This is a genomic window from Anaerotruncus sp. (genome assembly GCF_057433415.1).
This window is the reverse complement of sequence record NZ_DBMDHH010000066.1, coordinates 1-12,408: the sequence shown is the minus strand read 5'-3', so window position 1 is coordinate 12,408 and position 12,408 is coordinate 1. Positions and strand designations below refer to the sequence as shown.

Sequence of the window (12,408 nt, the reverse complement as noted above, 5' to 3'; positions counted from 1 at the left end):
CGAAGGACGCTTATGAGGCGCGCCTCGAGGAGGCGCGCCAAACGGACGAACGGGCGCGCGCCGACATCGAGGCCGCGCTCGACCGGGCGAAGGAAAACGCCCGCGCCGCGGCGGACGCCGCGCGGCAGGCGCAGGCCGCCTTTGAGGGGCGGCCGGTCACGGTGGTGCTCGGCGGGAACGACATTCCCGGGGAGCCCGCGCCGGAGCCCGGCGCCGGGCCCATAACCGCCGAAGCCGTTTCCGGCGCGCCTGTCGCAGCCGAGGCCGTTATCGCCGAGCCCGCCGTTGCCGGCGGCGGGTCCGCGGGCATCCCGGAGGAGGCCGCGCGGACGGCGTCCCCCACCGACGCGCCCGGCGCTCCCCTCGAGGAGGTGGAGCTGCTCCCGCCCGAAGCGGTCGCGGAGGAGAGCGCGCCGGCAAAGGAGGCCGGGGAACCGGCCGCCGCGCTGGCGGCGGCGGGCGCGCCGAAGCCGGACCCGATGCGCGGCTGGCGCAAAAATGATTCCACCGAAAAAGGGGGGGACGACCGTTGAAACTGAATCGCAGGGCGGCCCCCCACATCCGCTTTCCCGAAAGCAACCGGACGCTCATGTCCGATATGATCATCCTGCTGCTCGTGCTGTGCGTGCTGGCGTTCCTCTACTACGGCGGGCGCGCGCTGATCGTCTGCGCCGTGTCGGTCGTCACGGCGGTCGTCTGCGACGCGCTGTGCACCCTCATCCGCGGCAGGCGCCCCAACCCGCGCGACCTCTCCCCCGTGGTTACGGGGCTCATCATCGCGCTGACGATGCCCGCGACGATCCCCTACTACGTGGTCGCGTCCGCCGCCGTCTTCGCCATCGCGATCGTCAAGCACCCCTTCGGCGGCACCGGGCAGAACCTCTTCAACCCCGGGGCGGCGGGCTTCTCCTTCGCGGCGATCTGCTGGCCGGGGCTCGTGTTCATGTATCCCATGCCCTTCGACCGCATCCCCGCCTTCGGTGAGGTGACCGCGCAGCTCTACCAGAACCCCGCCTTCGTGCTCAAGGTCGGCGGCGTTCCCACCAACAACCTCACCGAGCTGCTCTTCGGCAACTACCCCGGCCCGATGGGCGCGACCAACATCCTCGTCATTCTCGCCTGCCTGGTCTATCTCATCTTCCGGCGGACGGTGCGCTGGCAGCTCCCGCTGCCCTTCCTCGCGGCCTGCGCCGCGGTGACGCTCCTCTTCCCGCGCGCTGGGACCGGGCTGCAGGCGGTCTTTTACGAGCTCATGTCCGGGACGCTGCTCTTCGGCGCGGTCTTCGTCCTCACCGACCCCGTCACCAGCCCCAAGCGGGACTCCTCGATGGCGGTGTACGGCGTCTTCGCGGGCGTGGTCGCCATGCTCTTCCGCTATTTCGGTGGGTACGAGGAAAGTATGCCCTTCGCGGTGCTCATTGCGAACGCGTTCGTCCCGCTGATCGACCGCTACAACGAATCGCTGCACCGCGTCATAAGGAGGAAACACCTTGAAGCTAGAAAAGCTAAAACGCGCCCGCAGGCGCGGACGCTGGTTTGACGGCATCTTCGGCAGGAACCCCGTGCTCTGCTGCGGGCTGGCGCTCCCCTTCGCGGTGATGGTCACCACCAGCCTGCGCAGCAGCGTCTCGATCTCCATTCTGCTCGCCTGCTCGCTCATCCCCACCGTGCTGCTCGCCTCGCTGGTCGGCAGGTTTTTGCCGAGGTGGTTTTCGCCCGTGGTCTACACCCTCTTCGCAATGGTGGTGGTCGTCGCGTGCGTGCCGCTCATCCTGCCCATCTCCCCCGAGGTCGCCGACTCGCTGGGCATCTATGTGCCCATCCTCTCGATCAACACCATCCTGCTGACCCTCTGCGCCCGCTATGAGCGCCCGGCCGACCGGCCCGTCATGGCGCTCGTCGACGCGGCCGCCTACAGCCTCGGCTTCGCGCTGGCCATGTGCCTCATCGCCTTCTTCCGCGAGCTGCTCGGGGCGGGCTCCCTGTGGGGCGTGCCGGTCCCCCTCCCCTTCAAGGCCGAGGGCGTCCAGATCGCGTTCGCGGGCTTTATCGCCGTCGCGCTGCTCAGCGCGCTCGTGCGGTTTTTGCGGCGCGCGGCGCTCGTCTTTTCCTACCGGCGGCACAATCCCAAACCGGAATAACCGGCCCGCCGGTTTTCTATGGAGGTAACCCATGAACGTCCTGTCTGAGTTTTTGATCATCGCCCTCTCCGCGGCCGTGCTGCAAAACGCGGTCTTTACCCGCGGGCTCGGGTCGAGCAGGGACACGCTGATGATGGGGGCTCCCCGCCGCATCTTTGCGTTCGGCGCGGCGCTCACCTTTATCACCGTCGTTTCCGCCGCGCTCGCGTGGCCGCTCAACCGGCTGCTGCGCGAGCAGCAGCTCTCCACCCGGCTCGGCATCCGCTATCTGACGTCGATCTCCACGCTCGCGTGCGTCTGCGTCGTCTTTACGCTGCTCTATCTCGTCACCCGCGCGTGGTTTCCGCGCATCCACTATCCGCTGCGCCGGGACGCCGCGAACGCGGCTTTCAGCTGCGCCGTGCTCGGCACCATCCTCATCGCCTTTTCGGGCGGCTACGGCTTTGTCAAAACCGTCGGCTTCGCGTTCGGCTCGGGGATCGGCTACACCGCCGCTCTGCTGCTCGTGCGGGAGGGACGCCGCCGCATCGCCCTGTCCGACGTGCCCCGCGCCTTCCGCGGGCTGCCCATCATGCTGCTCTATATCGGAATCCTCTCCCTGGCGATCTATGGGCTGATCGGCCACCAGCTCCCGACCTGACGGGCCTCCCCCCAAAGGCGCCTATCCTGAAACGGTGGTGATACGATGGCAAAGAATTACAAGATCAAACGGTACAACCGCATCTACCGCGGCAAGCGCTCGACGGGCTCGCTCGTCCTGCGGGGGGCGCTGGTCGCCGCCGCCGTCTTTATCGTGGCGTTCGTGGGCTATAACGCCTACGGCCCCATCCGCGATTACTTCTCGGGCGCGCTCGCGGCCGCTTCACACAACGCGCCGAGCGAGGCCGAGCCCGCGCCCCCGCCCGCCGAAACGTCCGAGCCGGAGCCCGAACCGGAGCCGCCCGTCCCCGCCGACGTGCGCGCGCTCTACCTGACGAACACGCAGATCCGGGATCCCGCCCTGCTTGACCAACTGCTCGACGAGCTCACCCGCACCGAGATCAACGCGGTGCTCTTCGACCTCAAGGACCAGCAGGGCAACATCCTCTACCGGTCCGACCTCGACCTTGTGGCGCAGACGGGCGCGCAGTCGGAAAACGCCTATGACCTCGGGGTCCTCTGCCAAAAGCTCAAGGAAAAGAACCTCATCCCCATCGGGCGGCTCAACGCCTTCCGGGATCCCATCGCGCCCTCCCGGATCCCCGACGCGGGCATCAAGTACATGAACACGGAGATCCTCTGGCTCGACAACGCCGCCGACCAGGGCGGCATGCCCTGGCTCAATCCCTACTCCGACCTGGCCCGCGCCTATATCATCGACATCGCCACCGAGAGCGTGTCGCTCGGGGTGGGACGGATCCTGCTCGACAACGTCAGCTTCCCCACCGGCTACGGGCAGGAGTACGCCTCCTACGGCCCGACCGCGGAGGGTGTGACCCGGTCGGACGCGCTCTCCGTCTTCCTCGACCAGATCGACCAGCAGGTGCAGGCCAAGGGCGGCGATGTGAGCGTCTACATCTCCGGACTCGCCGCACTCGGCGCCAACAACACCTACTACGGCTCCAATCCCCTCGCGATCGCCAATGACAACGTGACCATCGGCGTGATGCCCGCCCAGTTCGGCGACGGCTTCACCCTCGAGAGCTTTTCCCTCGAGGCGCCCGTGCTCGACCCGCGCGGCACCGTCGACAGCCTGCTCAAATTCATCGCCCCCGACGTCGCGGGCAAAAACGTCACCGTGCTCGTGCAGGCGTATCCCGCCTCCTACACGATCGAGAATAATAAGATGTATACGGTCGATGATATTAACGCCCAGATCGGCGCCGCCTCCCAAAACGGCGTCATCAGTTACATCATCTACAGCCCCGACGGCAGTTACCCGCAGCCCGACGTCTGATTACAGGAGGTTTTCACATGGCCTTTAAAGTCCGCCTCTTTCCCGGCGAGCCCGACTACGAGACGCTCCATGTCGCCAAGCTCACCACCTTCCCGCTCGAAAAGCGGGATTACAAGCCCTATTCCCAGGCGCGCGTCTGCTTTTCTCACGGCGGGCTCTCCCTCCAGCTGCTCGCGTTTGAGGCGGAGCCGCTCCCGCAGAGCGAATTGCGGGCGGTCTTCCGCTTTACCGGGGACGAGCCCCCCCTCACCCTCCTGATCCGCGCCGACCGGAGCATGCGGATTCTGCGCGGCGCGGAGGACGTCACCGCCGTCCTCGTCGCGGCGGAGGCCGCTTCGCTCCACATGTTTACCGGCGAGGACCTCCAGGGGGTGTTCTGGGGCGGAAACCTCTTCCTCTCCGCCGCCGTCATGAAGACCTACTACCCGCGCTTCTCCCCCGTAAAGGACACGGTCTTTACCGGCAACCTCTACAAGCTCTGCGAGGGGCCCGAAAAGCCCCACTCCGGGTGCTTCTACCCGGCCGACTTCGCAAAGCCCCTCGACGCCCCCGAAAACCTTGGGGAGTTCGTCGTCATCGACTATTGACCGCCGCATCTCCGGACGCGCGGGACCATAAACAAAAAACAACGGCCGCCCGGCAAGGGCGGCCGCTTTCCTTTGCTTTCATATAGCGCAGACGGCTGTGGGCAGCGCCCCGCCCGCGCCAGACGCTTTGAGGGTTTCCAAAGGGAACTCTCCGCATGAACAAGGCCGCCCGGCTGGGCCGGCCTTTAGCGCTCCTCACGGGACGCGCGGACAGCTGCGGGCAGCGCCCCGCCTGCGCCAGACGCTTTGAGGGTTTCCAAAGGGAACTTTCTCGAAAGTTCCCTTTGGTCACAGGCTCTCCACGATCTTCCGGATGACGCGGCAGGGATTTCCGGCGGCCAGCACACCCGCGGGGATATCCCGCGTCACGACGCTGCCCGAGCCGATCACCGTGTTGTCGCCGATCGTCACGCCGGGGTTGATTACCGTATGCCCGCCGATCCAGACGTGGTTGCCGATGCGCACCGGTTTTCCATATTCCAGCCCGGTGGCGCGCGCGGTCGGATCGAGCGGATGGGTGGCGGTGTAGATATCGACGTTGGGACCGATCTCCACATAGTCGCCGATGATGACCTGCGCGCTGTCCAGCACGGTCAGGCCGAAGTTGGCGTAAAACCGCTCGCCCACCGAGGTGTTGACGCCGTAATCAAACCACACGGGCGGCTCCATGTAGGCGCGCTCCTTGTGCGCACCGAGCATCCGCATGCGCAGGAGGTCGTGCCCCGCTTCGTCCTCGGGCGGCAAATTGTTGTAGGCCTGGCAGATCTGCCGCATCATCAGACGCAGCCGCACCAGCTCGGGATCCCCGGGATCGTACGGTTCTCCGGCGAGCATCTTCTCACGTTCTGTCATTTTGGTCCATCTTCCTTTCGCGCGCCGCCGGAGGGCGGCGCGTCTGTTTTCTGTCCGCGGGGCAGCGCCGCGAGCAGGGCCAGCAGCAGCTTCTGCGCGATCAGCGGCAGCAACGCTCCCACCGCGTCGAGCTGCGGTAAAAACAGCGCCAGCGCGATCAGCGCGATCGTAAAAAACCAGCGCGCCGCAAACCCCAGCATGACAAGGGTCCCGGCGCGTTCGGGAGCTTTCGCCGCCTTTTTCGCGGCATAGCGCAGCAGCAGCGCGTCCGCCGCCGCCCAGACACACCCGGCGGCCAGCCCCGCGGCAAACGGCGCGGTCATTCGCCGAAATGGATGGCGTAGAGGCGGTCGCGCACCAGCTTCGCGATCTCGGCGTAGGCGCGGTTGAAGCGGCACTCCCCCTCCTCGACGCGGGTGCACTGGAACTCCCCGTCTCCGCCGACGCACCGGCTGATCGTAATCGGGCCCTCCACCGTCTCGATGACTTCTCCAAGCGGGATCTCCTGCGGCGCGCGGGCGAGCTCGTAGCCGCCCTGCGTGCCCTTATAGGACCGCACGATCCCCTGCGCGACCAGCTTGCGCAGGATTTTGAGGGAAAAGCGCAGGGTCACGCCCGTCGCGGCGGAGAGCGCCTTGGCATCCATCCGGCTCCCGTTCTTCGCCAGACAGTTGACAATCCGCACCGCGTAGTCGGCTTCGAGGGTGATATACATGAAATCCGCTCCTTTGTTCGCGCTTTTCCAAAAGGAATAAACTATACTAATTAAGTGTATAACATTCGGCGCGTTTTGTCAAGGGCGGGGTTCCCGGATTTGCCGCTCAAGGAGCGGCGGAGATTGTCGGCTGGCGGCCGGCGGCCGCTTTGGATTTGCCGCTCGGGAAGCGGCGGAACTGCCGGGTCCCGCCCCGGCGTGGGCTTAGGCTTGCCGCTCAACGAGCGGCGGAGCTTGCCGGTAGTCGACCGACGGCAGGGTTAGATTTGCCGCTCGGGAAGCGGCGGAACTGCCGGGTCCCGCCCCGGCAGGCGGCCCCATTTCTTGTGCGGACAAGAAATGGGGGAAAGAAGCCGCAGGGGGCTGTGCCCCCTTGACCCCCGCGCCGCCTCCGGTTGGCCTGCGGCCAAAGTCGGCGGCGCCCTGTCACGGATGAATGAACGAGCCTACAGCATCCCGCCTGGCGCCGCGCCGCGGGCGCAATGCCTCTGCCGGCGAGTCTCCGGAACCGAATCGGACGTGCGTTCGGGGAGGCACGGCCACTTTTGCGCGGCGCGCAGCGCCCACGGGGAGGCGGAAAACTGCGCGGCTTTGCCGCGCACGCGCGCAGAGCGCGCGAACACCCGGAACGGGCGTTGTTTTCCGCCGCAGGTTTTGGCGAGCCATCCGGCTTCGGTCGTTGGGAGCGCCTGCAACCTGAATTGAGCCTTCAGCTAGTGTACCCGTGGGGAGCGGCGGTAGTTCGCGGGTACTGGCAAGGTACTCCCGGAGATACCTAAGAACCCGGCGGAGGGTTCTTAGGCGGACTTTTGGTTCCTTTTCGTCCGTCCGAAAAGGAACCCGTGCCGCGCGGCGGAACGCGCTCGTGATTCTTGCCGCCCATGGGCGGCAATTCCCGTCTACGCCCCGCCGGCCGCAGCGCGGTAAACTCAAGAGGATTCCGCCGGGCGGCCGTCGGCGGGACACGCCTCCGGCAGCGCGGCAAACCCAAAACCATCCCCGGGGCGGAACCCGGAAGCTCAAAGAAGCGGCCGCCCGGAAGGGCGGCCGCTTCTTCTCCCTCACGGGACGCGCCCGCGGCGAAACGCCGCGCGACGCCTGAACCAAAGGTTTTGAAAGGATTCTAAAGGAAACCTTTTTCAAAAGGGTTCCTTTAGTCGAGGAAGTCCTTCAGCTTTTTGCTGCGGGAGGGATGGCGGAGCTTGCGCAGGGCCTTGGCCTCAATCTGGCGGATGCGTTCGCGCGTGACGTTGAACTCCTTGCCGACCTCCTCGAGGGTACGGCTGCGGCCGTCCTCGAGGCCGAAGCGCAGGCGCAGCACCTTTTCCTCCCGCGGGGTGAGGGTCTGGAGCACCTCGGAGAGCTGCTCCTTGAGCAGGACGTGGGAGGCGGCGTCCGCCGGGGCGGGCGCGTCGTCGTCGGGGATGAAGTCGCCGAGGTGGCTGTCCTCCTCCTCGCCGATCGGCGTTTCGAGCGACACCGGCTCCTGCGCCACCCGCATAATCTCGCGCACCTTGTCGACCGGCATGTCAAGCTCGGCCGCGATCTCGTCGGCAGTCGGCTCGTGGCCGTTCTTGTGCAGCAGCTGGGAGGAGACCTTCTTCACCTTGTTGATCGTCTCGACCATGTGCACCGGGATGCGGATGGTGCGCGCCTGATCGGCGATCGCGCGGGTGATCGCCTGGCGGATCCACCAGGTCGCATAGGTGGAGAATTTGAAGCCCTTGGTGTGGTCAAATTTTTCGACCGCCTTGATGAGGCCGAGGTTGCCCTCCTGGATGAGATCCAAAAACTGCATCCCGCGGCCGACATACCGCTTGGCGATGCTGACGACGAGGCGCAGGTTCGCCTCCGAGAGGCGCTTGCGCGCCTCGACGTCCCCCTGCCCCATGCGCACCGCGAGGTCGATCTCCTCGTCGGCGGAGAGGAGCGGCACCCGCCCGATCTCCTTGAGGTAGACCTTGACCGGGTCGTCGATGCTGATGCCCTCGGCGGCCAGCGCCACGTCGAGGTCTGCGCCCTTGCCGAGGTCCTTGAAGTCCTCCTCGACCGGCGTGACCATGTCCTCGATGATTTCAATATTGTTCTGTTCCAGCAGGTCGTACATCTTGTCGACCTGTTCGACGTCGTAATCCAGTTCCTCGAGCGCGTCGCTGATTTCCTTGGTGGTCAGCTTGCCCTTCGCCTTGCCGCTCTCCAGAAGTTCCTTCAAAACGGCTTTCTTTTCCTGTACACCCATTGCTGTATGTCCCCCTAAATCAGTTTGACTTCTTCTTGGACGCTAACGAGGCTATGTACGCCTTCAGGTCGTCATCCGTCATTGCCGCGACCTCGTCCTGCGACTTGATATTTTTATGGCTGAGGATGGTGTCGATATAACTGTCGACATCCTCCACGCCGAACATCATGCCCGATACGGCGTTGACCAGCTCGGACGCAACGCCCATCTGGTCGACCGTAAGCTGCGCCGACAGCAGGCTGAGCTCCACCGACTGCCCCGCCGCCAGCCGCTCGAAGATCACCTTTGCCAGCTCCCGGTTGCGGTCGGTGACAAAGTCTTCCAGCGTAATCCGGGACGCGGCATGCGCATAATAATCCGGATTCTTCATGAGGATGCCGAGCAGCTTGTCCTCCGCCAGCGCGAACTTGATGTTGCGCGCCCGCTGGAAATCCTGCCGCTGGCTGGGCGCCTTGACCTCGCTGTAGACCTTGAGCTCGGAGGCGTCCCGCTTGCGGCGCTTGGATGCGCGCTTCTGCTCGAACTTGAGCTGCGTCTCGACCGCCTCCTTGGCTACCTCCAGCTCGGAGGCCACCTTGGAGAGGTAGACGTCCCGCTCGACCGCGTTGGGAATCCCCGCCATCAGCGCGACGAACTCCCGCAGAAAGGCGACCTTGCCGTCGGCGGTGTCGCAGTCGTATTTCTGCCTGAGCTTGGCGATCTCGAACTCGGTGGCGTTCGACGCGCCTTCAAGCAGCAGCGAAAACCGCTCGGCGCCGAATTTCTTGATGTATTCGTCGGGGTCCTTCGCCCCCGTGATGGAGAGCACCTTGATCTTCACACCGACCTCCCCGAGCAGGCCGACCGCCCGCCGGGTCGCGGCCTGTCCCGCGCCGTCCGAGTCGTAGGAGAGGGTGACGCCCTGGGCATACTGCGCGATCAGCCGCGACTGCTCGGAGGTGAGCGCGGTGCCCAGCGTCGCGACGGCGTTGTCAAACCCCGCCTGGTGCATCGCGATCACGTCCATATATCCCTCGCAGAGGATGAGCCCCTCCCGCTTGGAGGCCTTCGCAAAGTTGAGCGCGAAGAGGTTGCGGCTCTTTTTAAAAACGGGCGTGTCGGACGAGTTGAGGTATTTGGGTCCCTTCGCGTCCCCCATGACCCGCCCGCCGAAGCCGATGACGTTGCCCCGCAGGTCGATGATCGGGAACATCGCCCGGTTGCGGAAGCTGTCGTAGAGGCCGCCGCTCTTCCCCCGGGCCGCCACGGCGGCGGAAACCATCTCGTCGTCGGTAAAGCCCCTGGAGCGCAGGTATTTGCAGGCGGCGTCCCAGCTGTCGGGCGCGTAGCCGAGGCCGAACCGGATGATCGTCTGGTTGGTGAGCCCCCGCCCGTGCAGGTAGTCGAGCCCCGGCTTGCCCTGCGGGCCCCGCAGGCAGCTGTGGTAGAACCGCGCGAGGGTGCGGTTGAGTTCCAGCACGCGGGCCTTAAGGCGCGCCATGCCGTCGTCCCGCGTGTCCTCCGGCATCGCCATGCCCGCGCGCTGGGCCAGAAAGCGCACCGCCTCCACATACTCGAGGTTTTCGATGCGGCGGATAAACGTGATCACATCGCCCCCCGCGCCGCAGCCGAAGCAGTAGAAGCTCTGGTTGTCGGGGTAGACGGTGAAGGAGGGAGTCTTTTCCGAGTGGAAGGGGCAGAGCCCGGTGGCCACCCGCCCCCGCCGCTTGAGGTGTACATAGGAGGAGACGACCTGTTCGATGTCGCTGTAGCTTTTGAGTTCCTGCAGGAAAAGTTCTGAAATCATCGGTGGCCGCCTCCTTTCCGGATTGTTCCAATCAATAGATTTCCCATGGGCGCGGGACGAACAGTCGTTCGTAGGTCGCGACCGCGTAGCGGTCGGACATGCCCGATATGTAATCACAGGCGGCGCGCGCGGCGTCCTCCCGCTCATAGATCGCCTGGTATTCGTCGGGCAGCTCCTGCGGGTGCTCCGCGAAGTGGCGGTAGAGGCTCTTGACGACCTCCTCCGCCTTGCCCTCCTCCCCCTTCGCCACGGGGTTGAGGTAGACCGCTTCATACATAAACGAGTTGAACTGGGCGAACGCTTCGGCGGTCGCTTTGTCCATCCCGACGTCCTCGCCGCTGTTTTCCACCAGCGAGGTGATGAGGGCGGTGATCCGCTGGGATTTGGTGCGCCCGAGCGCGTATTTGATCGTCCAGGGGATGTCGTCCTGCGTCAGCACCTTCGCGCGCAGCGCGTCCTCGAGGTCGTGGTTGAGGTAGGCGATCTTGTCCGCGAAATAGACGGCGCGTCCCTCGAGCGTCCTTGCCCGGCCCTCCGGGGAGGGGTTGGAGTAGGAGTGGCAGCCGATGCCGTTGCGAACCTCCCAGGTGAGGTTGAGGCCGGCGCCGTCGTTTTCGATCCGCTCGACGACCCGCACGCTCTGCTGCGCGTGGGAAAACCCGTGCGGACAGACCTGTGCGAGCGCGCGCTCCCCGGCATGTCCGAACGGCGTGTGCCCGAGGTCGTGGCCGAGCGCGATCGCCTCGGTGAGCTCCTCGTTGAGGCGCAGCGCGACGGCGATCGTCCGCGCGATCTGGCTCACCTCCAGCGTATGGGTCAGCCGGGTGCGGTAGTGGTCCCCCTCCGGGGAGAGAAATACCTGCGTCTTATGCATCAGCCGGCGGAACGACTTGCAGTGAAGGATCCGGTCGCGGTCGCGCGCGTAGGGCGTGCGCAGCGGGCAGTCCTCGACCGGGCGTTCGCGTCCGAGCGAGTTTTGGGAGAGGCTGGCGTATTTTGACAGGGTGCGCGCCTGGATTTCCTGCGTCTGCTCGCGGATCGTCATGCGGTGCCTCCCTCCCGTCAAGCGGCTTTCCATGCCGCTTTGCGGCCTGTTCTACTATATTATACTCCGCAGATAAAAAAATTCCTGCCTGATGCAGAAATTTCTTGCAAAAGGCAGGATGTTCCACCGTTCGACAGGATTCATTCGGGGATGCAGGCGTACCGGCGGTCGACCGCCCGCGGTGTCACCAGCGCGGAGGTGCCCTCCGCCAACGCCTTTTCAAAGGACGGGACAAAGCAGTCCTTCACCAGCACCTGAAGCCGCACGACCGCCCCAAAGTCGGAAAACGTCGTCTGCGCGTGAAACTGCGGCAGCAGGTAGGAGATCTTCCCGTAGAGGTCGTAGCCGAATTCGAGCGCCAGCTCGGTGCACTCGCTCATCGTCATCCGCTCCGCCGCGTCGACCGCGAGCTTCGCGCCGTGGGAGTAGGCCCGCACCAGCCCGCCCGCGCCGAGCAGGACCCCGCCGAAATAGCGCGTCACCACGCAGACCAGATCGGTCAGCCCCTCCCGCTGGAGCACCTCGAGCACCGGCACGCCCCCCGTCCCCTGCGGCTCCCCGTCGTCCGAGTAGCGGCGGGTCTGGCCGTCGCGCAGGATGTAGGCGTAGACGTTGTGGCTTGCGTCCCAGTATTTGTCGCGGCACTCCGCGATGAAGGCCGCCGCCTCCGCCTCGCTCGCCGCCGGCTTCACATGCCCGATGAAACGGGAGCGCCGCTCGGTGAATTCGTCGCTCGCAAAAGCCTTGATCGTCGTGTATTCGTCCACTGGAGGGCTCCTCTCGGGTTTGCCGCTCGGGGAGCGGCATAGTTGCCGGTGGCCGACCGGCGGCGGTTTTGGGTTTGCCGCTCATCTAGCGGCGCAGCTGCCGGTGGCCGACCGGCGGCGGTTTTGGGTTTGCCGCGCTGCGACGGCCCGCAGGCCTAGTGCCGGAGGCGTGTCCCGCCGACGGCCGCCCGGCGGGGCTTGGGCGGGAATTGCCGCTTTCCAAGCGGCAAGAATCACGAGCGCGTTCCGCCGCGCGCCACGGGTTCCTTTTCGGACGGACGAAAAGGAACCAAAAGTCCGCCTAAGAACCCTCCGCCGGGTTCTTAGGAATCTCCGGGAG

The 12,408-nt window shown here is 65.6% G+C and carries 12 protein-coding genes and 1 pseudogene; 6 read left to right on the top strand and 7 right to left on the bottom strand.

From position 1 onward, the window contains the following. The 6 genes and pseudogenes from ACZO3G_RS13260 to ACZO3G_RS13235 all read left to right on the top strand — a co-directional run. Positions 1 to 533, top strand: a pseudogene (locus tag ACZO3G_RS13260) (hypothetical protein); the annotation flags it as partial. Continuing rightward, entirely contained in the window at positions 530 to 1,540 is a 1,011-nt protein-coding gene (locus tag ACZO3G_RS13255) for an RnfABCDGE type electron transport complex subunit D (RefSeq protein WP_276874070.1), read from the top strand. The pseudogene ACZO3G_RS13260 and the gene ACZO3G_RS13255, both read left to right, overlap by 4 nt. Beyond that, positions 1,491 to 2,141 (top strand): Rnf-Nqr domain containing protein, encoded by a 651-nt coding sequence (locus ACZO3G_RS13250; protein WP_276874067.1) that lies wholly within the window; start codon positions 1,491 to 1,493, stop codon positions 2,139 to 2,141. Before ACZO3G_RS13255 ends, ACZO3G_RS13250 begins: the two co-directional genes overlap by 50 nt. A gap of 31 nt (positions 2,142 to 2,172) precedes the next feature. Next, positions 2,173 to 2,781 (top strand): Rnf-Nqr domain containing protein, encoded by a 609-nt coding sequence (locus ACZO3G_RS13245; protein WP_276874064.1) that lies wholly within the window; start codon positions 2,173 to 2,175, stop codon positions 2,779 to 2,781. Positions 2,782 to 2,826: 45 nt separating this feature from the next. Further along, positions 2,827 to 4,077, top strand: a complete 1,251-nt coding sequence (locus ACZO3G_RS13240) for a putative glycoside hydrolase (protein WP_276874061.1) — start codon at positions 2,827 to 2,829, stop codon at positions 4,075 to 4,077. A gap of 17 nt (positions 4,078 to 4,094) precedes the next feature. Then, positions 4,095 to 4,664: a hypothetical protein gene (locus ACZO3G_RS13235; protein ID WP_256152953.1), complete on the top strand. Its 570-nt coding sequence runs from the start codon at positions 4,095 to 4,097 to the stop codon at positions 4,662 to 4,664. 288 nt (positions 4,665 to 4,952) lie between these two features. Here ACZO3G_RS13235 and ACZO3G_RS13230 read toward each other — a convergent pair whose 3' ends face one another. The 7 genes from ACZO3G_RS13230 to ACZO3G_RS13200 form a co-directional block, all read right to left on the bottom strand. Further along, positions 4,953 to 5,516 (bottom strand): sugar O-acetyltransferase, encoded by a 564-nt coding sequence (locus tag ACZO3G_RS13230; RefSeq protein WP_276874055.1) that lies wholly within the window; start codon positions 5,514 to 5,516, stop codon positions 4,953 to 4,955. Then, complete coding sequence (locus ACZO3G_RS13225; RefSeq protein ID WP_276874052.1) at positions 5,513 to 5,839, bottom strand: ATP synthase subunit I; 327 nt, start codon at positions 5,837 to 5,839, stop codon at positions 5,513 to 5,515. The genes ACZO3G_RS13230 and ACZO3G_RS13225 overlap by 4 nt, the downstream gene beginning before the upstream one ends. Further along, on the bottom strand, positions 5,836 to 6,231 hold the full coding sequence (locus ACZO3G_RS13220) for an RrF2 family transcriptional regulator (protein WP_101549430.1): 396 nt from the start codon (positions 6,229 to 6,231) through the stop codon (positions 5,836 to 5,838). The genes ACZO3G_RS13225 and ACZO3G_RS13220 overlap by 4 nt, the downstream gene beginning before the upstream one ends. A gap of 1,153 nt (positions 6,232 to 7,384) precedes the next feature. Further along, on the bottom strand, positions 7,385 to 8,470 hold the full coding sequence (gene rpoD / locus ACZO3G_RS13215) for an RNA polymerase sigma factor RpoD (RefSeq protein WP_101549428.1): 1,086 nt from the start codon (positions 8,468 to 8,470) through the stop codon (positions 7,385 to 7,387). Positions 8,471 to 8,489: 19 nt separating this feature from the next. Next, on the bottom strand, positions 8,490 to 10,256 hold the full coding sequence (dnaG, locus tag ACZO3G_RS13210; protein ID WP_276874265.1) for a DNA primase: 1,767 nt from the start codon (positions 10,254 to 10,256) through the stop codon (positions 8,490 to 8,492). A gap of 31 nt (positions 10,257 to 10,287) precedes the next feature. Continuing rightward, positions 10,288 to 11,301 (bottom strand): deoxyguanosinetriphosphate triphosphohydrolase, encoded by a 1,014-nt coding sequence (locus ACZO3G_RS13205; protein WP_101549425.1) that lies wholly within the window; start codon positions 11,299 to 11,301, stop codon positions 10,288 to 10,290. A 140-nt stretch (positions 11,302 to 11,441) separates the two neighbouring features. Beyond that, positions 11,442 to 12,068, bottom strand: coding sequence for an IMPACT family protein (locus tag ACZO3G_RS13200; RefSeq protein ID WP_101549423.1), 627 nt, complete (start codon positions 12,066 to 12,068; stop codon positions 11,442 to 11,444). Positions 12,069 to 12,408 lie beyond the last annotated feature (340 nt).